This is a genomic window from Bradyrhizobium sp. CCBAU 53421, from assembly GCF_015291625.1.
GTDB lineage: Bacteria > Pseudomonadota > Alphaproteobacteria > Rhizobiales > Xanthobacteraceae > Bradyrhizobium.
This window is the reverse complement of sequence record NZ_CP030047.1, coordinates 4,640,262-4,662,948: the sequence shown is the minus strand read 5'-3', so window position 1 is coordinate 4,662,948 and position 22,687 is coordinate 4,640,262. Positions and strand designations below refer to the sequence as shown.

General features: G+C 64.4%; 23 protein-coding genes and 1 tRNA gene. 7 read left to right on the top strand and 17 right to left on the bottom strand.

Annotation, left to right across the window (positions count from 1 at the left end; all coding sequences use genetic code 11):
• Positions 1-114: 114 nt before the first annotated feature.
• The 10 genes from parC to rpoZ form a co-directional block, all read right to left on the bottom strand.
• Complete coding sequence (gene parC / locus XH92_RS22235; RefSeq protein ID WP_194454022.1) at positions 115-2,370, bottom strand: DNA topoisomerase IV subunit A; 2,256 nt, start codon at positions 2,368-2,370, stop codon at positions 115-117.
• Positions 2,371-2,442: 72 nt separating this feature from the next.
• A complete protein-coding gene (gene recO, locus XH92_RS22230) occupies positions 2,443-3,192 on the bottom strand; it encodes a DNA repair protein RecO (protein ID WP_194454021.1) in 750 nt (249 codons plus the stop codon).
• Positions 3,193-3,403: 211 nt separating this feature from the next.
• The gene (locus XH92_RS22225; RefSeq protein ID WP_194454020.1) at positions 3,404-3,784 is read right to left on the bottom strand and encodes a hypothetical protein; all 381 of its coding nucleotides are present in this window, start codon (positions 3,782-3,784) and stop codon (positions 3,404-3,406) included.
• Between the two features lie 14 nt (positions 3,785-3,798).
• A complete protein-coding gene (era, locus tag XH92_RS22220; RefSeq protein WP_194454019.1) occupies positions 3,799-4,722 on the bottom strand; it encodes a GTPase Era in 924 nt (307 codons plus the stop codon).
• Complete coding sequence (gene rnc / locus XH92_RS22215; protein WP_194454018.1) at positions 4,715-5,536, bottom strand: ribonuclease III; 822 nt, start codon at positions 5,534-5,536, stop codon at positions 4,715-4,717. The genes era and rnc overlap by 8 nt, the downstream gene beginning before the upstream one ends.
• A complete protein-coding gene (gene lepB, locus XH92_RS22210; protein WP_194454017.1) occupies positions 5,533-6,294 on the bottom strand; it encodes a signal peptidase I in 762 nt (253 codons plus the stop codon). Before lepB ends, rnc begins: the two co-directional genes overlap by 4 nt.
• A 282-nt stretch (positions 6,295-6,576) precedes the next feature.
• On the bottom strand, positions 6,577-6,993 hold the full coding sequence (acpS, locus tag XH92_RS22205; RefSeq protein WP_194454016.1) for a holo-ACP synthase: 417 nt from the start codon (positions 6,991-6,993) through the stop codon (positions 6,577-6,579).
• A complete protein-coding gene (locus tag XH92_RS22200) occupies positions 6,990-7,763 on the bottom strand; it encodes a pyridoxine 5'-phosphate synthase (protein ID WP_194454015.1) in 774 nt (257 codons plus the stop codon). The genes acpS and XH92_RS22200 overlap by 4 nt, the downstream gene beginning before the upstream one ends.
• 123 nt (positions 7,764-7,886) lie before the next feature.
• Positions 7,887-10,178 (bottom strand): bifunctional (p)ppGpp synthetase/guanosine-3',5'-bis(diphosphate) 3'-pyrophosphohydrolase, encoded by a 2,292-nt coding sequence (locus tag XH92_RS22195; RefSeq protein WP_194454014.1) that lies wholly within the window; start codon positions 10,176-10,178, stop codon positions 7,887-7,889.
• 218 nt (positions 10,179-10,396) lie between these two features.
• Positions 10,397-10,789 (bottom strand): DNA-directed RNA polymerase subunit omega, encoded by a 393-nt coding sequence (gene rpoZ, locus XH92_RS22190; protein ID WP_016844003.1) that lies wholly within the window; start codon positions 10,787-10,789, stop codon positions 10,397-10,399.
• 360 nt (positions 10,790-11,149) lie between these two features.
• Between rpoZ and XH92_RS22185 the strand changes: the two genes are divergently transcribed.
• Together XH92_RS22185 and XH92_RS22180 are read left to right on the top strand one after the other, a co-directional pair.
• Positions 11,150-11,782 (top strand): NYN domain-containing protein, encoded by a 633-nt coding sequence (locus tag XH92_RS22185; protein ID WP_016844002.1) that lies wholly within the window; start codon positions 11,150-11,152, stop codon positions 11,780-11,782.
• A complete protein-coding gene (locus tag XH92_RS22180; protein WP_194454013.1) occupies positions 11,763-12,422 on the top strand; it encodes a uracil-DNA glycosylase in 660 nt (219 codons plus the stop codon). The genes XH92_RS22185 and XH92_RS22180 overlap by 20 nt, the downstream gene beginning before the upstream one ends.
• A 55-nt stretch (positions 12,423-12,477) precedes the next feature.
• Here XH92_RS22180 and XH92_RS22175 read toward each other — a convergent pair whose 3' ends face one another.
• The 4 genes from XH92_RS22175 to dapA form a co-directional block, all read right to left on the bottom strand.
• A complete protein-coding gene (locus XH92_RS22175) occupies positions 12,478-13,074 on the bottom strand; it encodes a peroxiredoxin (RefSeq protein WP_194454012.1) in 597 nt (198 codons plus the stop codon).
• Positions 13,075-13,196: 122 nt separating this feature from the next.
• Entirely contained in the window at positions 13,197-13,670 is a 474-nt protein-coding gene (smpB, locus tag XH92_RS22170) for an SsrA-binding protein SmpB (RefSeq protein ID WP_194454011.1), read from the bottom strand.
• A 1-nt stretch (position 13,671) separates the two neighbouring features.
• A complete protein-coding gene (gene mscL / locus XH92_RS22165) occupies positions 13,672-14,088 on the bottom strand; it encodes a large conductance mechanosensitive channel protein MscL (RefSeq protein ID WP_194461381.1) in 417 nt (138 codons plus the stop codon).
• 59 nt (positions 14,089-14,147) lie between these two features.
• The gene (gene dapA / locus XH92_RS22160) at positions 14,148-15,038 is read right to left on the bottom strand and encodes a 4-hydroxy-tetrahydrodipicolinate synthase (protein WP_194454010.1); all 891 of its coding nucleotides are present in this window, start codon (positions 15,036-15,038) and stop codon (positions 14,148-14,150) included.
• Positions 15,039-15,347: 309 nt separating this feature from the next.
• Here dapA and XH92_RS22155 point away from each other — a divergent pair, with 309 nt between their 5' ends.
• Both XH92_RS22155 and XH92_RS22150 read left to right on the top strand, forming a co-directional pair.
• Complete coding sequence (locus tag XH92_RS22155; RefSeq protein ID WP_371818089.1) at positions 15,348-17,807, top strand: transglycosylase SLT domain-containing protein; 2,460 nt, start codon at positions 15,348-15,350, stop codon at positions 17,805-17,807.
• Between the two features lie 216 nt (positions 17,808-18,023).
• Positions 18,024-18,116, top strand: a tRNA-Ser gene (locus XH92_RS22150).
• A 47-nt stretch (positions 18,117-18,163) separates the two neighbouring features.
• Here the strand turns inward: XH92_RS22150 and XH92_RS22145 are convergent.
• Positions 18,164-18,601: a hypothetical protein gene (locus tag XH92_RS22145; protein ID WP_194454009.1), complete on the bottom strand. Its 438-nt coding sequence runs from the start codon at positions 18,599-18,601 to the stop codon at positions 18,164-18,166.
• A gap of 391 nt (positions 18,602-18,992) precedes the next feature.
• Between XH92_RS22145 and XH92_RS22140 the strand changes: the two genes are divergently transcribed.
• Positions 18,993-19,670, top strand: a complete 678-nt coding sequence (locus tag XH92_RS22140) for a hypothetical protein (RefSeq protein WP_194454008.1) — start codon at positions 18,993-18,995, stop codon at positions 19,668-19,670.
• A 156-nt stretch (positions 19,671-19,826) separates the two neighbouring features.
• Positions 19,827-20,108, top strand: a complete 282-nt coding sequence (locus XH92_RS22135; RefSeq protein ID WP_194454007.1) for a hypothetical protein — start codon at positions 19,827-19,829, stop codon at positions 20,106-20,108.
• Positions 20,109-20,566: 458 nt separating this feature from the next.
• On the opposite strand, the gene XH92_RS22130 is transcribed toward XH92_RS22135, so the two are convergent.
• Positions 20,567-20,782: a hypothetical protein gene (locus XH92_RS22130; RefSeq protein WP_246787571.1), complete on the bottom strand. Its 216-nt coding sequence runs from the start codon at positions 20,780-20,782 to the stop codon at positions 20,567-20,569.
• Between the two features lie 111 nt (positions 20,783-20,893).
• On the bottom strand, positions 20,894-21,802 hold the full coding sequence (locus tag XH92_RS22125) for a DMT family transporter (RefSeq protein ID WP_194454006.1): 909 nt from the start codon (positions 21,800-21,802) through the stop codon (positions 20,894-20,896).
• 96 nt (positions 21,803-21,898) lie between these two features.
• Here XH92_RS22125 and XH92_RS22120 point away from each other — a divergent pair, with 96 nt between their 5' ends.
• Positions 21,899-22,687: a helix-turn-helix domain-containing protein gene (locus XH92_RS22120; protein ID WP_194454005.1), complete on the top strand. Its 789-nt coding sequence runs from the start codon at positions 21,899-21,901 to the stop codon at positions 22,685-22,687.

The following is a 22,687-nucleotide window of genomic DNA, read 5'->3' as shown; positions in this document are numbered from 1 at the left end:
GCAACCGTCGCCCGATATCGTCGGCGACGGTTATAGCGCGGTGAAATGTGGATACTATCACACCGCGGCTGTTGAACGGCGGGTTACGGCTTGCGCCTAACCCGCCCTGCGCAACTACTCCACGCCGCGATTGAACTTGTTCGACTTCGGCAGGCCATGGGCGAGCCGGCCGGCGTCGGCGCGGTTGCCGCGCCAGTCGGCCAGTTCCTTCATGGTCATGCTGTGCTCGCGACCGGCGGAGTCCTTCCAGGTCAGGCCGGTCTTGGAGTCGAACACCGCAACGTCTGACAGCTCCGAGCTGGTGTATTTCTGCAGCCGCACGCCACGGCCGCGCGCCATCTCCGGCACCTGGTCGAGACCGAACAGCACCATCTTGTGGTTGGTGCCGATCACCGCGACGGTGTCGCCGTTCACGGTCGTGATCGCACGCGCCTCGTTCGGCATCTCGACATTGAGCACCTGCTTGCCCTTGCGGGTGTTGCCGACGCAGTCCTCTTCCTTGACGACGAAGCCCTGGCCCTCGCTGCTCGCGATCAGGAACTTGCGCTCGCCCTTGTTGACGAACAGCGAGATGATCGCGGCGTCCTGCTCGAGGTCGATGAACATGCGGATCGGCTCGCCATGGCCGCGTCCGCCCGGCAGTTTTGCGACATCAAGCGAGTAGAACTTGCCGTTGGTCGCGAACAGCAGCAGCTTCGAGGTCGTCTCGGCAAAGAACGAGTGCTCGAGCTTGTCGTCGGTCTTGAAGGCGAGCCCCGAGAGATCCTCGACATGGCCCTTCAGCGTTCGCACCCAGCCCTTCTCGGAGATCACGACGGTGCATGGCTCGCGCTCGACCAGCGCTTCCTCGATCGCCGCAAGGTCGTGCTCGGGCGCATCGGCGAACGTGGTGCGGCGCTTGCCGAGCGGCGTCTTGGGCCCGAAGATATCGCGGACCTTGCGGACCTGATCGCCGACCTTGGCCCATTGCTCGGTCTCGGATCTGAGCAGCCCCTCGATGCCCTTCAGCTCCTTGCGAAGCTCCTTATCCTCGGTGCGGATCTCCATCTCCTCCAGGCGGCGCAAATTGCGCAGCCGCATGTTGAGGATGGCTTCGGCCTGGATCTCGGTGAGATTGAAGGTCTTGATCAGGACGGGCTTCGGCTCGTCCTCGGTTCGGATGATCTTGATCACCTTGTCGAGGTTCAGATAGGCGACGAGGTGGCCGCCCAGCACTTCCAGGCGGTGCTCGATCTGGGTCTTGCGGAAGTTGGACCGGCGGACCAGCACGTCGCGCAGATGGTCGAGCCATTCGCGCAGGCACTCGGCAAGGCCGACCACCTTCGGGATGCGGCCCTTGATCAAGACGTTCAGGTTCAGCGATATCTTGCTTTCCAGCTCGGTGAGCCGGAACAGCGATTCCATCATCAGCGCCGGATCGACCGTGCGGGACTTCGGCTCGATCACGAGGCGAACGTCCTCGGCCGACTCGTCGCGGACGTCGGCAACCAGCGGCAGCTTCTTCTCGTTGATGAGCTCGGCGATCTTCTCGACGATCCGCGACTTCTGCACCAGCCACGGGATCTCGGTCACGACGACCACCCAGGTGCCGCGCGCGCCCTCTTCCTGGGTCCAGCGCGAGCGGGTGCGGAACGAGCCGCGCCCCGTGGTATAGGCCTCGATGATCGCTTCCTTGGAATCGACGACGATGCCGCCGGTCGGGAAGTCCGGCCCCTTGACCCACTTCAACAGCGCCTTCGACTTGGCGTCGGGCTTCTCGATCAGATGCAGCGCAGCGTCGCAAAGCTCGGCGGCGTTGTGCGGCGGGATCGAGGTCGCCATGCCGACCGCGATGCCCTGCGCACCGTTGGCGAGCAGGTTCGGAAAGCCGCCGGGCAGCACCACCGGCTCTTTCGACTGGCCGTCGTAGTTGAGGCGGAACTCGACCCCGTCCTCGTCGATGCCGTCGAGCAGGAGCCGCGCGACCTCGGTCATGCGCGCTTCGGTGTAGCGGTAGGCGGCCGGATTATCGCCGTCGATATTGCCGAAATTGCCCTGGCCGTCGACCAGCGGGTAGCGCGAGGAGAAGTCCTGCGCCAGGCGCACCATGGCGTCATAGATCGCCTGGTCGCCGTGCGGATGGAACGAGCCCATCACGTCGCCGACGATCTTGGCCGATTTCTTGAAGGCCGCGCGCGGGTCGAGCCCGAGCAGGTCCATGCCGTAGAGGATGCGGCGGTGCACCGGCTTCAGCCCGTCGCGGGCGTCCGGCAGCGCGCGATGCATGATGGTCGAGAGCGCATAGGCGAGATAGCGCTCCTCGAGCGCATCACGCAGCGGCACCTCGTGAATTTCGGCCGGCTTTTCCGGCGGTACCTGTCGTTTTCCCATGGGGAGGCGTTAAACCTTGGCGCTGAATCGGGCAAGCCGCGAATCACCGGGAATTTAGGGCCCGAATCGGCCTTACGGAACCGCCGTTCGGCTCCGCGGCCTCGTTACGGCGTTGATAAATCCGTCGCGGGCATCGGAATGGCCCTGACCGCGGGGCTCCAGCACGTGGCGCAGCAGGAACAGACCGGTGATCTGGAAACCGTCGCGCAGGTCCTGCTCCGACCAGCTGTTGGCACCGCCCTCGCCTTCGCGCAGGAATGCCGGCAACGGCAACAGCCGGTCGCGCCACGGCTCCCCGGCGGCGCGGGAGACGGCGCCGCCGGATTTCGGCGACACGTAGATCAGGTCGGTGGTCTCCCCGCTTGCCGCGCAATTGTCCAGGTCCAGCCCGAAGCCGAGCTCGGTCAGCATCGCCAGCTCGAACCGGATCAGGTGCACGGCGGCCACGCCGGCATCGTCGAAATCGTCGAGCGTCCCCTGCAGCATCTCGTAGATGTCTTGATGCGGATCGCGCTCCGGCAGCAGCCGGGCCAGCGCCGCCAGATGCGTGACGCCATAGACGGCGTGCGACGAGGCGAGCAGTGTCGCCGCGCGCAGCCGTGTGCCTTCCAGCGCGTACATGCCGAGATGCTCGTCGAGCCGCGCCCGCCACACCGCGGTGACGCTGTTGCCGGGCTGCAGCAGCGGCCGCATCCGCGAGCTGGCACCGCCGCGCACGAGGCCGAGATGGCGGCCATGCTCGCGCGTCAGGAGCTCGACGATGGCGGAGGATTCGCCATGCCGCCGCACGCCCAGCACGATGCCTTCGTCGGTCCATTCCATGAAAGAGAGACTACAGGATTCCAGCGCACCGCGCAGTCATCATACGCCGTCATTCCGACGGGCGGTGGCGCTTGCACAATTTCGGAATATTGGAATGATGACGCTGAGTTGCCCGACGTGTCAAGTTGCCTGGCCGAGCGCCCGCCGCCACCGGCTACTTTGCATGGGGTTGTTTTCGATATTTTGGCACCGCGCCCCTGCGCGCCGCCCCTCACGCGTTGAACCAGCCCTGCGCGTCGCCAGTGAAGGAATAATACAGCCCGGCCGTGGTCAGGATGCAGGACACCACCTCGATGGCGCTGTCGAGCTCCAGACCCTTGTCGCCGATCACCTGCACCAGCGATATCACCGACAGCACCAGCATCGCGGCCAGCGCCCAGCGCGGCCAGTTCTTGCGGTGCTGCGCGGCGAGCCGGACGAAATACACCAGCAGCAGGATCATGCAGCCGGCCGTCAGGGTCTCGCCCGTGATCATCTGCTCGGTCTTCTCGAAGGTCGGCGTGCGGTCCTGGAACGCCACCGACAGCGCGTCGAGCGTCAGCGACAGATAGAGCAGCACCTCAAACCACAGCACATTTCTGGGCACGTTCATTGCGACGCCGGCTCTTATTCCTTGGGGAAATCCAGTCCCATTTCCTTGTAGCGGTCGGGATCGTCGCCCCAGTTCTCGCGCACCTTGACGAACAGGAACAGGTGCACCGGCACGCCCATGATCTCGGCGATCTCGGCCCGTGCCTGCGCGCCGATCGACTTGATGGTGGCGCCGCCCTTGCCGAGCACGATCTTGCGCTGGCTCTCGCGCTCGACAAAGATCGTCTGCTCGATGCGGATCGACTTGTCCTTGCGGTCGGTCCAGCTGTCGGTCTCGACCGTCGACTGGTACGGCAATTCCTGATGCAGATGGCTGTAGATCTTCTCGCGGGTGATCTCGGCCGCCAGATGCCGCATCGGCGCATCCGACATCTGGTCCTCGGGATAGAGGAACGGGCCGGCGGGCACCAGCTTGGCCAGCGCTTGGCGCAGGTCGGCAACGCCGTCGCCGGACAGCGCCGAAATCATGAAGGTGTGCTCGAAGCGCATCCGCTCGTTGGCGGCCTGCGCCAGCGCCAGCAGCTTCTCGCGCTGCACGAGGTCGACCTTGTTCAGCACCAGGATCTTCGGATGCGCGACGGTTTCGAGCTTGGCCAGGATCGCATTGGCCTCCTCGTCGATGCCCGACTTCGCATCGAGCAGCACGCAGACAAGATCGGCGTCGTGGGCGCCGCTCCAGGCGGTCGACACCATGGCACGGTCGAGCCGGCGCCGCGGCGCGAAGATGCCGGGCGTGTCGACCAGGATGATCTGGGCGTTGCCCTCGATCACGATGCCGCGGATCAGCGCCCGCGTGGTCTGCACCTTGCGCGACACGATGGTGACCTTGGAGCCCACCAGCGCATTGACCAGCGTCGACTTGCCGACATTGGGCGCGCCGATCAGCGCGACGAAGCCACAGCGCGTCGCGTCCCCCTGCCCTTTGGCTTCGTCAGTCATTGGTGCCGACGCCTTCACGCTCGATCATCGCGGATGCCGCTGCTTTCTCTGCCGCGCGCTTGTTGCCGCCAAGGCCCTCGGCTGAGGCCAGGCCCGGCAGGTCAACGGCAACGCGGAATTGTGGATCGTGGTGCGGGCCGGTGCGTTCGACCTCGCGATAGACCGGCGTCGGCAGTCCCTTGCCCTGCGCCCATTCCTGCAACACGGTCTTGGGATCGCGCAGCGGCCGGCGCAACTTGTGCATCCGCTCGGTCCAGTTGCGCTCGACGAACTGGCGCGCGGCCTCGTAGCCGCCGTCGAGGAAGATCGCCCCGATCACCGCCTCGCAGATGTCGCCGAGCACGGACTTGCGCAGCCGTGCGCCTTCGACCGCCTTCACCATGCCGAGCTTGATGTCCTCGAGCAGCCCGAGCGACTTGGCGACATCGGCGCAGCTCTCCTTGCGCACGAGATCGGCGAGCCGCTTCGACAACTCGCCCTCGTCGGCCTTCGGGAACGCCCGGAACAGCATGTCGGACACGATCAGCCCGAGCACGTGGTCGCCGAGGAATTCCAGCCGCTGATAGCTGTCGGCGCGGTTGCGGGTGGCGGGCTTCAGCGCGGACACGTGGGTGAATGCGGTGGTCAGCAGCGCGGCATCTGAGAACGTGTAACCGATACGCGCCTCGGTACCGGCGATCGCGGCCTTCTCCTCGGCCGCCTTGGCGGCCTTGCTGCGCCGCTTCTTCGGCGCGGCCGCGCTCTCGGCGGCTGGCGTCTGGCTCGGCTCGCCGGCGGGCGCTTGATCGTTGATGGCTGCGGTATCGTCGTTCATCGCACGATGGAGAATAGGCGGTTCCACCGCACGGCGAACGGCCAGCGCCAGATCATCCAGGCCTGCTCACCCTCGGCGATCGAGAAGAAGATCATCTGGGCCCGCCCGATGATATTCTCGAACGGCACGTAGCCGACCTGCGACAGGAAGCGGCTGTCGGTGGAGTTGTCGCGGTTGTCGCCCATCATGAAGAAATGCCCAGGCGGAACGGTGTAGACGATAGTGTTGTCCATGTAGCTGTTGTCGGTGCAGTCGAGCGACTCGTAGCTGACGCCGTTCGGCAGCGTTTCCTTCCAGCGCTTGACCTTGGCGGTGGCATCCGCCGAGCCGCAGGGATCCTCGCCGACGAAATCGCTCAGCCGCTCGCGCTTGATCGGCTCGTCGTTGATGTAGAGCAGCCCGCCCTTCACCTCGATGCGGTCGCCCGGCAAGCCGATAACGCGCTTGATGTAGTCGGTGGAGTCGTCCCGCGGCAGCCGGAACACCACGATATCACCGCGGCTGGGCTCCGAGCCGAAGATGCGCCCCGAGAAAATGTTCGGCGAGAACGGGATCGAATAGTGGCTGTAGCCATACGAATATTTCGAGACGAACAAATAGTCGCCAACCAGCAGCGTCGCCTTCATCGACCCCGAGGGGATGTTGAACGGCTGGAACAGGAAGGTGCGGATGACGAGCGCGATAAGAAGGGCATGAATGACGACGCGGATGGTCTCGCCCAAGCCGCTCTCAGATTTGGTCCCGGTGGTCGCGCTCATTGCTTTCCCAATTCCCGCAGGCCCTGGCGCCCACGCGGTGGCAGAACGTTCTCTCCACGCGAAGCGTTCGACCCCCGCGTGAGGAAAATGGCCTTGATTCTGATCTTGAGGGCAAATTCCGGCCGGAACCTGGAATCCGCGTCTCGCTCGATACCCTGCGGCGTTTTAGACGGTTGTTCGCAGGGGCGCAATCAATCGCCGCCTCAAAACTTCGCAATTCATTGAAATGTCAATGATTTTTTAGTTTGCTGAAGTTTTCCGGCAGATTCCGGCCCCGCCCGCTCATCTGGCGGGAGCAACCGCCGAAATTATGACGAAGGCCTGCGCCAGCGGCCAATCATCCGTGATCGAAAGGTCGATCTGCGCCTGCATGCCCTCGGGCGTCAGCTCCTGGAGCCGGGCCAGTGCGCCGCCGGTCAGCTGCATCGACGGCCGCCCTCCCGGCAGGTTCACCACTCCCATGTCCTTCCACCACACCCCGCGCCGGATACCGGTGCCGAGCGCCTTGGAGCAGGCCTCCTTGGCGGCGAAGCGTTTGGCGTAGGTTGCGACCACCATCTTCTCGCTGTTGGCCCGGCGCATCGCCTTGGCGCGCTCGGCATCGGTGAAGATGCGATCGAGGAAGCGCTCGCCGTGCCGCTCGATCACCTTCGCGATCCGGGTGATGTCGATCAGGTCGGAGCCGATGCCGATGATCATGCGCTGACGCCACCTTGCGCCCTGGCACGGCCGCGGTCCATTGCCGCACGCATCTCGCGCACCGTCTCGGCGATGCCGACGAACAGCGCCTCGCCCATCATGAAATAGCCGATGTTGAGCTCGCGGATTTCGGGCAGCGCGGAGATCGTCTCCGCGGCCTCATAGTCGAGCCCATGGCCGGCATGGACCTCGAGCCCGGCCGCCTGCGCGAGCCTGGCGCCGGCGACGATGCGCTTCCACTCGGCCTCCGCCTTGTCCTTGTGACCGTCGACCACGGCGTCGCACCAGCCGCCGGTGTGGATCTCGATCACCGGTGCCTTCAGCTGCGCGGCCATCTCGATCTGCCTCGGATCGGCGGCGATGAACAGCGAGACCCGGATGCCGGCGTCGCCAAGCCGTGCGATGAAGGGCGCCAGCGCATTGTGCTGGCCGACCACATCGAGGCCGCCTTCGGTGGTGAGCTCCTGGCGCCGTTCCGGCACCAGGCAGACCGCGTGCGGCTTGGTGGCGAGCGAAATCCGCAGCATGTCGTCGGTCGCCGCCATCTCGAAATTCAGCGGCTTGGAGATCTCGGCCTTGAGCCGCGCCATGTCCTCGTCGCGGATATGACGGCGATCCTCGCGCAAATGCGCGGTGATGCCGTCGGCGCCGGCCGCGATCGCGGCAAGCGCCAGCCGCACCGGATCTGGCCTCGCCCCGCTCCGCGCATTGCGCAGGGTCGCGACGTGATCGACATTGATACCGAGACGGAGCGGAGCAGCCTTTGACATTTCTCTAACCTGCAGTTCTAGCCTGTCGTGCGTGGGCATAGCAGTTCGAAGGACGACATCGTTGCCGCTCGCCGTTCGAAGGACGGCGTCGCTTCCGCTCGCCTATGGTCTGCGCATCCAGCTTTACCCATTGACGCGCTCGACCCTTGCGACCACGGCCTTGGCGCGCAACTGCGCGATGATAGCGAGGAGATGCTTGAGGTCATAGACCTCGAGATCGATGGTCAGCTCCGTGAAATCGGGCGACTGGCGCGACATGTGGATGTTGTCGATATTGCCGTCGTGCTCGGCGATCACAGTCGCGATCTGGGCGAGGCTGCCCGGCTCGTTGACATTGTGAACCAGGATGCGCGCGGGGAAGCGCTGCGGCATGGTCTCGTCGATGTCCCAGCGCACGTCGAGCCAGCGCTCGGGCTCCTCCTCGAAATCCTTCAGCGCCGGCGACTGGATCGGATAGATCGTGATCCCCTCGCCCGGCGTGACGATGCCGACGATGCGGTCGCCCGGCACCGCGCCGCCGTTCGGCGCGAACTTCACCGGCAAATCGGAGTTGATGCCACGCACCGGGATCACCGAGGTGGCGCGCGCCGGATGCGGCGGGGTCTGCGTCTTCAGCTTGGCGGCGAGCCCCTTCTTGGCGCCGTAGCGCACCAGCCGCTCTTCCTTGTAGTCGGGATACATCGCGCGGGCGACGTCGGACGCCTTGATCTCGCCGCGCCCGACCGAGGCCATCACCTCCTCGATCGAGGTGCGCGCAAGCCGCGGCAATGCGCCCTTCAGCTTGTCGTCGGCATATTCGATCTTGGCGCGGGCGAACAGGCGGTCGACGATGCGGCGGCCGAGGCCGGCATACTGGTCGCGCACCGCATCGCGGGTAGCGCGCCGGATCGCGGCGCGCGCCTTGCCGGTGCGGGCGAGCGCTTCCCAGGCCGAAGGCGGCGCCGACTGCGCCTTCGAGGTCAGCACCTCGACCTCGTCGCCGTTCTGCAACTCGGAGGACAGCGGCGCGAACTTGCCGTTGATCTTGCAGCCGACCGCGCTGTTGCCGACCCCGGTATGCACGGCATAGGCGAAATCGATCACGTTGGCGTTGCGCGGCAGCGCGATCAGCTTGCCCTTCGGCGTGAAGCAGAACACCTGGTCGTGGAACAGCTCGAGCTTGGTGTGCTCGAGGAATTCCTCGGGATTGGAGCTCTCCGAGAGGATGCCGATGGTGTGGCGCAGCCAGGCGAAGGCGTTGGACTCGTGCTTCAGCCGCTCATGCGGCGAGCCCGCCCCCTCCTTGTAGAAGGCATGCGCGGCGATGCCGAACTCGGCGATCTGGTTCATGTCCTCGGTGCGGATCTGCAGCTCGACGCGCTGCTTGCCGGGCCCGATCACCGTGGTGTGGATCGAGCGGTAGTCGTTCTGCTTCGGGGTCGAGATGTAGTCCTTGAAGCGGCCCGGCACCACCGGCCAGGTGGTGTGGACGATGCCGAGCGCGCGGTAGCAGGCGCCGACATCGTCGAGGATGATACGGAAGCCGTAGATATCGGACAGCTGCTCGAAGCCGACAGACTTGCGCTCCATCTTGGTCCAGATCGAAAACGGCTGCTTGCGGCGGCCGAACACCCGCGCGGTGATGCCGTTCTTCTGCAAATTCTTGGAGAGCTGGGTTTCAATCTCGCCGATCAGGTTGCGGTTGCGCTCGGCCAGCGAGTCGAGCCGCTGCTTGACCACCGCATAGGCCTCGGGATCGAGCACGAAGAACGACAGGTCCTCGAGCTCCTCGCGCATCTCGTGCATGCCCATGCGGCCAGCCAGCGGCGCATAGATATCCAGCGTCTCCTCGGCGATGCGCCGGCGCGAAGCCGGCGGCACGAACTCCAGCGTGCGCATGTTGTGCAGCCGGTCGGCGAGCTTGATCAGCAGCACGCGAACATCGTCGGCGATCGCCAGCAGCAGCTTGCGCAAATTCTCGGCCTGCTTGGCCTCGCGCGAGACCAGTTCCAGCCGCTTCAGCTTGGTCAGGCCCTCGACCAGCGCGCCGATCTCATGGCCGAACACATTGTCGATCTCGGCCCGCGTCGCCTCGGTGTCCTCGATCGTGTCGTGCAGCAGCGCCGCCACGATCGTGGCGTCGTCGAGCTTGAGGTTGGTGAGGATCGCGGCGACCTCGAGCGGATGCGAGAAATAGGGGTCGCCGGAGGCACGGGTCTGCGTGCCGTGCGCCTTCATGGCGTAGACGTACGCGCGGTTGAGCAGGTCTTCGTTGGTGTCGGGGTTGTACGAACGGACGCGCTCGACAAGGTCATATTGTCGCATCATTCGGGTCCGCGGCCTGGCCGGCCTCTCCGCCGCGGACGACGCCGGCGCCACCGCGACCGTTTCGGTTGCAGCCTGCATCTGGATGGAACTGCGGCGTCGATACGCCATGAACTCGTTGCCTCTCGCGCGGGACCGAAACGTCCCTTCTTCCTCAATCTAGTGCGCTTTCGAACGAAGCTGCACCCCGCGCGGGCCCTGGAACCATTCAATTTCCCGCGCCCGCATAGGACGCACCGTAACAGCAAAATTGTCAACAAAAGCAAAGGCCCGGAGCAATGTCCGGGCCTTTGGCAAATCTATTCGCAACGCAGTGCGGAACGACGGGCTTACTCGTCTTCCTCGGGCTGCTCTTCCGGGGGCGCGAGGCCCTCGAGGCCCTTCAGCAGCTCTTCCTCGGTCATCCGCTCGACCGCGACCTCGGTGTCGTCGGCGTCGACGCTGGCACCGGCGGAACCGATCAGCGGCACAGTGTCCGGCTCGGGCTCGTCGACCTCGACGAACTTCTGCAAGGAGTGCACGAGTTCCTCTTTCAGATCCTCCGGCGAGATCGTCGAATCGGCGATCTCCCGCAGCGAGACCACCGGGTTCTTGTCGTTGTCGCGATCAACCGTGAGTTGCGATCCCGACGAGATCATTCGGGCACGATGCGCAGCCAACAGGACGAGGTCGAAGCGATTGTCGACCTTATCAATGCAATCTTCGACGGTGACGCGAGCCATCTCGAGGCGCTCCGTGGTAAAAGGGACCGAACATGTAGGTTATGAGGGTTAGTTATAGGGCTAGCCTCGGTTTCGCAAGGCAAAATTTGTGATTTGCCTTCCCAACAGGCTCTGATAACCCGGTCTGCCGGGGCCAGAAGGGCCGGAGCGTCTGACGACATGGCTAGGTTGCTGTCCCAGACAAGTAAATCTCTTCATTGCAATGTCAAAGGTCTAGGCTTTTTGCCCTCGCCTCACCATAATTGCGGTGGTGACTGTGGTGGGGAAAGATTCACTGAACTTTAGGCAGCAACGCCGGAAATTGCGCGCGGTTGATCACCGCCGCGCTAAGAACACTAACAACCACGCGAGAACACTTTGATGTCGTCACCTGTTTCCAACAAGATCGCGCTCTTCATCGATGGAGCCAATCTTTACGCCACCGCAAAGACCCTGGGCTTCGACATCGACTACAAGCGCCTTCTGAAGGAATTCCAGAGTCGCGGCACGCTGCTTCGTGCCTTCTACTATACGGCGATCATCGAGGATCAGGAGTACTCGTCGATCCGTCCGCTGATCGACTGGCTCGACTACAACGGCTACACCGTCGTCACCAAGGCGACCAAGGAATTCATCGACGCCAGCGGCCGCCGCAAGGTGAAGGGCAACATGGACATCGAGCTCGCGGTCGATGCCATGGAACTCGCCGAGCACATCGACCAGATGATCCTGTTCTCCGGCGACGGTGACTTCCGCTCGCTGGTCGAGGCCGTGCAGCGGCGCGGTGTCCGCGTCACCGTCATCTCCACTATTGCCAGCCAGCCGCCGATGATCGCCGACGAGCTGCGCCGCCAGGCCGACGTCTTCACCGACCTCGTCGAGCTGCAATCCAAGCTTGGCCGCGATCCGTCCGAACGTCCGGCCCCGCGCGAACCGCGTCACCACTCCCCGCAATTCCTGCAGCGCGCGACCACGATGGCCCCCCGGGGAGCCGATGACGATTTCGACGAGTAATCTCGTCGCCGCAGCTACGCGCCCCGACGGCAACTGTCAGCTCTGCGTCAGGCTGGCCGACTTTCGCGCACAGGCGCGCTCGCTCCACCCGGATTGGTTCAACTCGCCGGTGGAATCGTTCGGTGATCCGAATGCGCGGCTGTTGATCGTCGGGCTCGCGCCGGGCATGCAGGGCGCCAACCGCACCGGCCGTCCGTTCACCGGCGACTACGCCGGCGATCTGCTCTACGCGACCTTGCTCGAATATGGTTTCGCCAGCGGCGTCTATCAGGCGCGGCCGGACGATGGCCTGAAGCTGGTCGACGCCCGGATCAGCAACGCGGTGCGCTGCGTGCCGCCGCAGAACAAGCCGCTGCCGGCCGAGATCAACACCTGCCGGCAATTCCTCCGCGCCACCATCGCCACGATGCCGAAGCTGCGCGCGATCGTGCTGCTCGGGCGAATCGCACACGAGTCAACGTTGAAGGCGCTGGATGTTCGCCTGGCTGCCGCACCCTTTGTGCACGGTACCGTGCATAACGTGGGCGCATTCAAGCTCTACGACAGCTACCATTGCTCGCGCTACAACACGAACACGGGCGTGCTGACGACCGACATGTTCCGCAAGGTGTTCGCGAGCGTGCGGAAGGAACTCGGCTAGGGCCGTCTCCCGGTATCCACTTCGCGCACCGGTATCCACATTGCTGAGAAGCGCTCTACTTGGAACCGCTCTCATCCTTCCGCGGATTGGCCTGCAGCCATTCCAGCACGTCGCCGGCGTTCCGGTCGGGCGGGAACACCGGATAGAACACGTGCGTGATGCGCGCATCGTCGATCACGAGTGCGAGCCGCTTGATCAGGGTCAGGCCCGCGACCGACATCGTCGGCAATCTCAGCGTGCGCGTCAGTTCCAGCGCTTCGTCGGACAGCACCGGAAACGGCAGATGCAGGCGCGACGCCATCTCGGTCTGGTACGCATTGCTCTGCGTCGACAGCCCGAACACCTGCGCGGCACCGGCCGCCTTCAGGTCGGCGAACAGGTCGCGGAAAGCGCAGGTCTGCGGGGTACAGCCGCGGGCCCCCGGGATCTTGTCCCAATCGTCGACCAGCCCGATCTTGCCGGGCTCGCCGGTCCGCGGATAGGCGAACACCACGGTACGGCCCTCGAGCGCCGACAGTACCACCGAGGTGTCGTCGGTGGCGCGCAGCATGACCGGCGGAATCGTCATGCCGGCCAGATGTGCCGCGCCGCCATCATCCGTGGGCGCCGGGATCTTGCTCCAGTCGACATCGGTCAGGCTGCTCTGGCTCATGGCACCTATCTCCATCCAGCGTCATCGCGAGGAGCGACTGCGACGAAGCGATCCATCTTTCATCTTTCATCGCGGCAAGATGGATTGCTTCGCTGCGCTCGCAATGACGGCAATGAACCGCCCTATCCCCGCGCCCGCATCAGGCGGCCCTTCTCGCGGCTCCAGTCGCGCTTCTTCTCGGATTCGCGCTTGTCGTGCAGCTTCTTGCCCTTGGCAATGGCGAGCAGCAGTTTGGCACGCCCGCGCTCGTTGAAGTACAGTTTTAGCGGAATGAGCGTCATGCCCTCGCGGTCGACCGCGCCGAGCAGCTTGTTGATCTGCTTGCGATGCAGCAACAGTTTCCGCGGCCGCTTCGGCTCGTGGTTGAAGCGGTTGGCTTGCAGATATTCCGGGATATTGGCGTTGATCAGCCAAATCTCCCCGTTCTTGGAATCCGCATAGGATTCCGCGATCGTGCTCTTGCCGCTGCGGATTGATTTCACCTCGGTGCCGGTCAGGGAAATGCCGGCTTCGATCGTGTCCTCGATGGCGTAGTTGAAGCGGGCCTTTCGGTTTTCGGCGACAACCTTGATCGGGCGTTCGTTCTTCTCGGCCACGTTAGCTCTTCTTGAGGAGGTCGCGGATTTCCGTCAGCAGCACGACCTCGTCGGACGGCTTCGGCGGCTCGGCGGACTTGGCCTCATCCTTGCGCTTGAACTGGTTCATGGCACGAATGACCATGAACAGCACGAAGGCGATGATCAGGAAGTTCAGCGTCAGCGTCAGGAAGTTGCCCCAGGCCAGCACCGCGCCCTGCTTCTTGGCGTCGGCGAGGTTGGTCGCAGTGACTGCCTTGGAAAGTCCAGTGAAATAGTTGGAGAAATCGAGGCCACCCGTGATCGCGCCGATGATCGGCATGATGATATCGCCGACCAGCGAGGTGACGATCGCGCCGAAGGCTGCACCGATGATGACGCCGACGGCGAGGTCGACGACATTGCCCTTCATGGCAAATTCGCGGAATTCCTTCAGCATGCCCATCCCCTTCTCTTCCACATTGCGCACGGCATTGTTCACGGCGGTACCGCTTCGGCTCAGTTGATCAGGCCGGCATGCACCATGGCGCTGCGGACGGCCTGGCGGGTCGATTCAGAGACCGGCACCATCGGCAGGCGCAGCTTCTCGTCGAGCTTGCCGAGCAGCGACATCGCATACTTCACCGGCGCCGGGTTGCTCTCGATGAACAGGTTGGTGTGCAGGGGCATCAGCTTGTCGTGTATCTTCAGCGCGGTGGTGACGTCGCCCTTCTGCCAGGCGGTTTGGAATTCCGAGCACAGCCGCGGCGCGACGTTCGAGGTCACCGAGATGCAGCCATGGCCGCCATGCGCCATGTAGCCGATGATGGTGGCGTCCTCGCCGGAGAGCTGGTTGAAATCCTCGCCCATCGCGGCGCGCTGCTGCGACACCCGCACCATGCTAGCGGTGGCGTCCTTGACCCCCGCGATGTTCTTCAGCTCGAACAGCCGCTTCATGGTGTCGACCGACATGTCGATCACCGAGCGCGGCGGGATGTTGTAGATGATGATCGGAATGCCGATCGCATCGTTGATCGCCTTGAAGTGCTGGTACATGCCTTCCTGGGTCGGCTTGTTGTAGTACGGCGTCACGACCAGCACCGCATTGGCCCCGGCCTTTTCCGCGTGCTCGGCGAGCTCGATCGCCTCCTTGGTCGAATTCGAGCCGGCGCCAGCGATCACCGGGACCCGGCCCTTGGCCTCCTCGATGCACCACTCGACCACCCGCTTGTGCTCGTCATGGCTCAGCGTCGGGCTCTCGCCCGTGGTGCCGACCGGCACCAGGCCGTGCGTGCCCTCGGAGATCTGCCAGTTCACGAGGCTGCGGAACGCCGCCTCATCCACTGCGCCGTTTTTGAAGGGCGTCACCAAGGCAGTGAATGATCCCCGGAATTTTGTCTTGGCTGCCATGGACTTCCTCCAAACGCTTCAGGCTAAAGGCTAGGTCGACGGACCCTTGTTGTTGTCGTGCTTCACGTCCGTGCAACCGGCACCCGGTTGATGCGAAACGCCATGAAAGGCAATTCATATCGGGTCTGGCTGACAGGCGAAAGGGCCGGACCGAACCTATTCCCAAGCGGTTCCAGCCGCGATTTTGCCGTTGTGCTGGCGCAAACAGCCGCACCGGCAGGCTTCTTAGTATTTTGTCTACGTTTTCAATCAAATAAGAACCCATGGCCCACACGACCAGGTGATTCGGGGCCGCAGAGGACTTCTGTGATCCGTTCCGCTCGCGCAGGCACATTGCGATCGACGGCGCTGGCGACGAGCCTGGCGCTCGTCGTCGGCTTGGCCGCCATCACGGCCAAGGCATGGGCCGCCGAGGATGCACCGGCCGCCAAGCCGGCTGCCCAAGACACAGCCTCCAAAGGCGCCGCTCCTAAAACTGCTACGACCAAGTCTGCAGCCCCGAAGGCCGCGGCTTCCAAGTCGACGACGGCCAAGCCCACCAGTACCAAGACCGACGCCGCGAAGACCGAAGCCCACAAGCCAACCGCCTCCAAGTCCAGCGCGGCCAAGCCAGACGCAGCCAAGGCCGCTCCTGCCAAGACCGGGGCTCACAAGGAAGCCGCTCCGAAGGCCACCGAATCCAAGAGCACCGCGTCGAAGCCCGCCACTGCGTCCAAGCCCGCCGCTCCGGCTGCGACAGGAAGTCTGCCGAACAAGCCGGCGCCCGTCCGTGCCGCCGCCCCCACGCTGGTTCCGGCGACCCGCCAGCATGCCGCGCCGATCGCGCGCAAGCCGGTGCTGCCTGCGGCCGTGGCCGCGACATCGTCGACGTCGCAATCGGACAAGGAAGCGCTCGCAAGCGTCGTCGAGCTGCTGCGCAAGCGCAGGCCCTCTGATGCCACCGAGGCCGAGGCCTCGATCTCCGATCCGGTCGCGCGCAAGCTTGCCGAATGGCTGATCCTGCGCAGCGAGGACAATGGCGCCTCGGTCGAGCGCTACCGCGCTTTCCTCGACGCCAATCCGAGCTGGCCCTCGCAGACCTTCCTGCGCCGCCGCATCGAGGCTTCGCTGTGGGACGATCGTCGCGACGACTCCGCGGTCTGGGCCTGGTTCCAGAATGAATCGCCGGTCTCGGCCAAGGGCCGGCTCGCGCTCGCCAAGGTGATGCTCGGGCGCGGCGATCGCGGCAATGCCGAGCGCCTGGTGCGCGAGGCCTGGCGCAATGACGGCATGAGCGAGGACACCGAAACCACCGCGCTCGAAATGTTCGGCTCGTTCCTGACCGCCGCCGACCACAGGGCGCGCATGGACACGATGCTCTACGGCACCGACAACGAGGCTGCCGGAATTCGCGAGGCCAAGCGGCTCGGCTCCGGCTATCTGGCGCTCGCCAAGGCGCGCATCGCCGCCAACCGCAAGGGCTCAAACCTGCGCGCGCAGCTCGAGGCGGTGCCGAGCGAGCTCTCCGGCGACACCGGTTACCTGTTCGCAAAAATCCAGCTGCTCCGCCGCGAGGAGAAATTCGCCGAAGCTGCCCGGCTGATGCTGAGCGCGCCGAAGGACCCCGCGCGCCTCTACAACGTCGACGAGTGGTGGGTCGAGCGCCGCCTGCTGGCGCGCAAGATGATCGACGTCGAGGAGTTTCGCACCGCCTATCTGATCGCGCGCGACGCGGCACTGCCCGCCCGCGACATCTACAAGACCGAGCAGGAATTCACCTCGGGCTGGATCGCGCTGCGATTTCTCAACGACCCCTCCCTCGCCGCCCAGCATTTCGCCCGGATCGGCGTCGGCAGCGCCAACCCGACCGCGCTGGCGCGTGCCGGCTATTGGCAGGGCCGCGCTGCGGAAGCCGCCGGCCGTGGCCAGGAGGCGCGTGCCGCCTACGCACGCGCGGCCGAGCAGTCGACCAGCTATTACGGCCAGCTCGCGCGCGCCAAGCTCGGCCTTCCGCAGATCGAATTGAACAGCGCGCCGCGCGGCCGCGGCGCCGACCGGCTGGAGATCGTCCGCGCGGTCGCCCTGCTCTACGAGATCGACGCACGCGAGCTCGCGATCCCGATCTTCGGCGACATGGGCGACAATGGCGATCCGGAAGCGCTGGCCGGCCTCGGCGAGCTCACCGCGCGCCATGGCGATGCCCGCGGCATGCTGCTGATGGGCAAGGCCGCGCTCAATCGCGGACTGCCGTTCGACCACTACGCCTACCCGGTGAACGGCATCCCATCGTTCCGCCAGGTCGGGCCGGAGGTCGAGCAGAGCGTCGTCTACGCGATCGCGCGCCAGGAGAGCGCGTTCAATCCCGCCGTGGTGTCGCCGGCCCAGGCCTACGGCCTGATGCAGGTGACGCCGGACGCCGGACGCTATGTCTGCAAGCGCGCCGGCATCGGCTTCGACCTCAACCGGATGAAGACCGACCCGGTCTACAACGCGATGCTGGGCGCCGCCGAGCTCGGCGGCCTGCTCGAGGACTATCGCGGCTCCTACATCCTGACCTTCGCCGCCTACAATGCCGGCCGCGGCAGCGTGAAGAAGTGGATCGAGCGCTACGGCGACCCGCGCGATCCCAAGGTCGACGCGGTCGACTGGGTCGAGCTGATTCCGTTCTCGGAGACGCGAAATTATGTCCAGCGCATCATGGAGAATCTGCAGGTCTACCGCGCCCGCTTCGGCGGCGGCACCAGATTGCAGATCGACGCCGACCTGCGCCGCGGCGCCAGCGTGGAATAACCGCCTCGGCCACGGCTGATTTCCAGCGCACTTTTCTAAATCGCTTCAATGCTTTGCGTGGCAAGTTCCGCGTTCGTTCTTGCGCGATCCATTCGTGCGACAAAGTCGAGCCAATCCGATCGCCCCCATCACAATGAGGGCATTGCGAATAATCGAGCGGAAACATGCCCTTCCAAATTGACCGAGCCACCAAAATCGATACATAAGGCTCGCGCCGGAGAGGTGGCCGAGTGGCTGAAGGCAACGCTTTGCTAAAGCGTCATACGGTCTCAAGCTGTATCGAGGGTTCGAATCCCTCCCTCTCCGCCAGCCAACCTTTTCTATCTTGAGCAGTACGACCGGGCAGCGTCTGCCAATCAGGCGCCGCCCCAGCTCGATTCCATGGTTCGCGAGCCGTCGAAGTCCCCTGGCCTAAACCGGTAGTCACCTCCGCGTGAACGAAACATCATTCCCGCCGCGTTGAAGTGAGCGCGAAACAAACCGCGCCCAGCATTCCTCTTGTTTTCATCACGTGAATCTTTTGGGGAAAAGCCATGCAGCAGGACAGCGGCATTCAATTCAAGGATATCGACCAGGTTCTGCGTAACGCCCAGCTTCGCCGAACCGCCGATCTGGGTCCCCGGTTCCGGCACCGCTTCGCATCCAAAGCAGGCAGGCTTGTCATCGTAGCTTCGCTGGCCTGCATAGTTGTCGTGCTCGCGATCGTTGCCGCCCCACGGCCGGTCTCGAGCGCCGCGCTTGGCAGCGAGTGGCAATGCAGCAAGGCAGCGTTTGTCTTGACGACCTGTCGTCAAACCGAGCCTGCGCGCTCATAGGCTTCGGATGGTGGCGACGTCGATCGGCTGGCGAAACCATTGATCCGGCGACACCGTAGCTAGACAGCCGGCCCTGTTCTTCCATTTTGGTCCTGCGGGCCGGCTGAGGCCGTTCGGTCTTTCCCAGTCACGAACGGCCTCACTTTTGAGCTCATCGATGAGCTTGCCAGCGGCTGCATGATCGATGAACGAGCCTTGAGGGCCTGAGGTGATCGCAGCGGCTGGTGTCGCCGCGAAGACTGATGAGGGTCAGGGCCGAGGTGGATGTCGCAGCTTCCCCTCGGCTTGATTATTTGGCATCAAATCATCATGGAGCCCGCACGAAGTATCCGCCGGCTGGTCGAGTTCGGGCTGAAGGCAAAGAAACAAGATGAATGGCCTCAGTCGCGGTCTCAGATTAGCGATCTACCTCGCACTGGCTGCTGTCCTGCCTGCTGCTCAGACGCCGCCAACGGTGCATTCGCGGGACGAGCAGCGCGTGGTTGACAAGGAATGCCGCGACGTCTCGCCTGCGCAGGCAAAGATACGGGCATGCCTCAACCTGCTGAGCGATCGACGGCTCTCGACTGCCTACATCGCGCCGATCAACAGCGAAATATCGAGCACGTTCCAAAGTTTGCGGGACTACGGCAACGCCATCAAATACAAGAAGATCGAAATTGAACGCGCGAACACCGCAGGGAAGCAAACTTCTTCGGCCGAACCGCTTCCTGCAAGTTTCGGCGCGATGTCTCTGCGTTACATGGAACTCGGGACACTTCAGGCGCTCAATCGCCTCAACAACTTCAACAGTCAGTCGGACGAGGCACGCCAATGCGCCGCTGAGGAGCAAGACAACTACAATCTGGCGCTTCAGTACAACCCGATGAACTACAGGGCATATCGATACCGGGCTGAAATTCGCAGCCTGTTCTGCGACAACGCGTCTGCCTCTCAGGACATGGAGGCAGCCGTCAAGTTTGCCGCGGAAGCCGGAGATGAGACGACGGCTCGGGACTACAAGCGCGTCACGCTCAGCGCCTGCATTCCGGCCTGGCGCCGGGAATAGCCTGCAAGACCCGTCAGACCGCGGCATATCGCGCGTAAGACCGCGGCGGCCGTATTCCTACGGACCTGCGACTGGCAAGCAACTTGCGATGTATCCGTGAATAGTTCGGCGCCGGCTGTTCTCGGTGTGCCGAACTCAGACATTCGGAGCACGCACATGAACATGCATCATCGTTTTGAGACAGCTCGCGCGAGCGTCGGACGAGAGCCAACGATCAGGAAGATGTTGTCGGATCTCGTCCTCGCCTGCCAGCAGATCGAAGCCGACATCGCGACCGAAGAGCAGCGGGCCGGAATTTATGACCGGTCGAACCCAAGGTATCCGATCTTGGCAAGGTCGCTCCACGAGCGGCACGACAACCTCAAGGGAACCATCGCCACGCTCGAAATGCGTGTCACCGAGAGATCCCAGCACAGGCTGGTCACCGGCGCAGCGTAGTTCGATCCCCGACAAGCGAAGGGGCCCGCCGCAAGCAGGCCCCAGGCTGCTCACTGCACTGGGAAGCACTGCCGCTTGCCGTCGTTCGGGCAGTAGAAACAGACCTTCGACGAGCAGCCCGACAGGTCTCCGGCCTTGTTCAGGTTGTAATTGCATCCCGCGGTTCGGTCGCACGCCTTCACGACTGCCCCGATGGGAGCGGCAGAGGCCGGCTGACCTAACGAGAACAGAGCAATCGCGGTTGCAACGGCGAAGCTCAGAGAAACTGAACGCATGATTTACCCTCCTCTGCAATTGGGCCGACGCACCATTGCATCGCCTTGGCCGACACACTCCCAGAATGGCTCCGGGAGCGATGTGAGGCGGGTCACTCAGGCGCGCGGCAGCGGCGCCGGGATGGTCACGCCTCGCAGCGAAACACTGGCGCTGGCGTGATGAAGCCGCGGCGCTGACCGGCGTCAGCCGCTGCCGCGGGTGGATGGATCGAGATTTCGGTTCTCGCTTGGCGGGATCGGCCCGAAGCCGGGATATCTGTACCCGCTGGGTACGACCACCTCTTCGCTCGGACGGATGATGAGGTGTTGTCGCACGCGCCGGTGATGCGTTGTTGCCGCGTCGGCAACCGCGCTCCACAGGATCACAAGAGGCAACGTCAAGACCAAGGCAATGCGCATCACGATCACTCCGTTTCACTGAGCAAGTGACCGCCGACCGCGGCGTTCTATTCTGGCCCGGCCTCTCACGTGTGATCAAAACCGCGAGATCGCCAAGCTGCGACTTGCGAGTCACCGCACATCGCACGCGGTCTTCAGCGGCCGCGGAAACGCCTGTGCGCAGGCGACGCCGAGCAGCGCGAGGCCGCCGCCGATGACGTGGAAGGACCTGACCGGCTCGCCCAGCATCACGATCGCGGCCGCCGCCGTCAGCACCGGCAGCAGGTTCATGAAGATCGCGCAGCGGTTCGGGCCGAGCAGCGCCACACCGCGGATCCACAGGAACGGCAGCACCACCGATGCCAGCGCGCCGGCATAGACGATCAGCGGCCAGGTCTCGGCGTTGACCTGCCGCAACGGCACCGGCGTCGCGAGGAATGCGGGAAACATCACAGCCAGCGCGCACAGCGCCTGCATGTAGGTCGATTGCCACCCGCTGACCGGCAAATTCCAGCGCTTCAGCAGGACGCCGTACAGCGCGTAGACGATCGCGGCCAGCAGCATCAAGGCGTCGCCCGCATGGACGCCGTTCTGCAGCAGCGACGACAGATCCCCGCCGCTGACGAGATAGACGAGGCCCGCGAACGACAGCGGCGCGCCGCAGACCATGCCCAGCGCCGGCTGCTCGCCGAGCAGCGCGGCGCTGAGCGCGACCGTCAATAGCGGCGTCAGCGCGGTGAACACGGCCATGTTGGTCGCGGTGGTAGTCTCGGCCGCGAGATACGACAGGCTCTGGAACAGGCACATCGCCAGGAAGCCGAGGATCGCGAGCGGCCCGAGATGCGGCCAGATCGCGCGGCGATTGCGCCAGGCGGCGCGCGCCACGAACGGCGACATCAGGAGTACCGCGACCAGCAGGCGATAGAAGGTGATCGCCTGCGGACCGATCGTGTGGGCCGAGAGGCGCGAGACGATGACGTTGCCGGCCCACAGCACGATGGCAACGAAGGGATAGAGAAGTGCAGCATTCTTGCTGAGCATGACCTGGCAGCGCGTTGGTGAAGGACACACCAGCAACTACCTGTCGCGCCGGAGTCCGTCTCACGCTAGAATGACCCCACCTAGCGAGATTGGGACATGCGAGATGAAGGCGTGTTGGACGAGCTGATCACACGGCACCTCGATTACCACGCCACGGCTCGGCCGATGGCGGCGATGGAGATCGACTATCCGAGCGGCGCGTCGACCGGCCTGCATGCGCATCCGCGCGGCCAGCTGCTCTATGCGATCGAAGGCGTGATGATCGTGCGCTGCGCCAAAGGCACCTGGGTGGTGCCGCCCAATCGCGCGGTGTGGCTGGTCGCCGACCTCGCGCACGAGGTCCGGATGTGCGGCGCGGTCAAGATCCGTACCGTGTTCGTCGACGCCAGTGCCGCCCCCAACCTGCCGCAGACCAGCTGCGTGTTCGCGGTCTCGCCGCTGCTGCGCGAATTGTTCGTTGCCGCAATGGGTGTGCCGCTGGATTATGCGCCCGCGACCTCCGACGAGCGCCTGATGCGGGTGCTGCTCGACCAGCTGCGCGAAATCGACGTGCTGCCGCTGCATCTGCCGATGCCGCGCGACGAAAGGCTCGCGCGTGTCTGCGCGGCACTGGTGAGCCGCCCGGATGACGCCTCGACCGCCGAGCAGTGGGCGCGCCGCCTGAAGCTGACCTCGAAGACGATCCACCGCCTGTTCGCCAGGGAGACCGGCATGACGTTCGGCGAATGGCGGCAGCAGGCACGTCTGCTGTTCGCGCTCGAACGCCTCGCGCGCGGCGCGCGGGTGGTCGATGTCGCGCTCGATGCCGGCTATGCCAGCCAGAGCGCCTTCACCGCGATGTTCCGCAAGCATTTCGGCGTGCCGCCGAACGCGTTCTATCGGTAG

Coding starts and splice junctions, on each gene's coding strand:
- parC (WP_194454022.1), bottom strand. CDS start 2,370: ATGGGAAAACGACAGGTACCGCCGGAAAAGCCGGCCGAAATTCACGAG.
- XH92_RS22225 (WP_194454020.1), bottom strand. CDS start 3,784: ATGAACGTGCCCAGAAATGTGCTGTGGTTTGAGGTGCTGCTCTATCTG.
- era (WP_194454019.1), bottom strand. CDS start 4,722: ATGACTGACGAAGCCAAAGGGCAGGGGGACGCGACGCGCTGTGGCTTC.
- acpS (WP_194454016.1), bottom strand. CDS start 6,993: ATGATCATCGGCATCGGCTCCGACCTGATCGACATCACCCGGATCGCG.
- XH92_RS22175 (WP_194454012.1), bottom strand. CDS start 13,074: ATGAGCCAGAGCAGCCTGACCGATGTCGACTGGAGCAAGATCCCGGCG.
- dapA (WP_194454010.1), bottom strand. CDS start 15,038: ATGGCAGCCAAGACAAAATTCCGGGGATCATTCACTGCCTTGGTGACG.
- lepB (WP_194454017.1), bottom strand. CDS start 6,294: ATGAGCGCGACCACCGGGACCAAATCTGAGAGCGGCTTGGGCGAGACC.
- mscL (WP_194461381.1), bottom strand. CDS start 14,088: ATGCTGAAGGAATTCCGCGAATTTGCCATGAAGGGCAATGTCGTCGAC.
- XH92_RS22125 (WP_194454006.1), bottom strand. CDS start 21,802: ATGCTCAGCAAGAATGCTGCACTTCTCTATCCCTTCGTTGCCATCGTG.
- XH92_RS22140 (WP_194454008.1), top strand. CDS start 18,993: ATGAATGGCCTCAGTCGCGGTCTCAGATTAGCGATCTACCTCGCACTG.
- recO (WP_194454021.1), bottom strand. CDS start 3,192: ATGGAATGGACCGACGAAGGCATCGTGCTGGGCGTGCGGCGGCATGGC.
- XH92_RS22195 (WP_194454014.1), bottom strand. CDS start 10,178: ATGGCGTATCGACGCCGCAGTTCCATCCAGATGCAGGCTGCAACCGAA.
- rnc (WP_194454018.1), bottom strand. CDS start 5,536: ATGAACGACGATACCGCAGCCATCAACGATCAAGCGCCCGCCGGCGAG.
- XH92_RS22180 (WP_194454013.1), top strand. CDS start 11,763: ATGACGATTTCGACGAGTAATCTCGTCGCCGCAGCTACGCGCCCCGAC.
- XH92_RS22130 (WP_246787571.1), bottom strand. CDS start 20,782: ATGCGCATTGCCTTGGTCTTGACGTTGCCTCTTGTGATCCTGTGGAGC.
- XH92_RS22185 (WP_016844002.1), top strand. CDS start 11,150: ATGTCGTCACCTGTTTCCAACAAGATCGCGCTCTTCATCGATGGAGCC.
- XH92_RS22135 (WP_194454007.1), top strand. CDS start 19,827: ATGAACATGCATCATCGTTTTGAGACAGCTCGCGCGAGCGTCGGACGA.
- XH92_RS22200 (WP_194454015.1), bottom strand. CDS start 7,763: ATGTCAAAGGCTGCTCCGCTCCGTCTCGGTATCAATGTCGATCACGTC.
- XH92_RS22120 (WP_194454005.1), top strand. CDS start 21,899: ATGCGAGATGAAGGCGTGTTGGACGAGCTGATCACACGGCACCTCGAT.
- rpoZ (WP_016844003.1), bottom strand. CDS start 10,789: ATGGCTCGCGTCACCGTCGAAGATTGCATTGATAAGGTCGACAATCGC.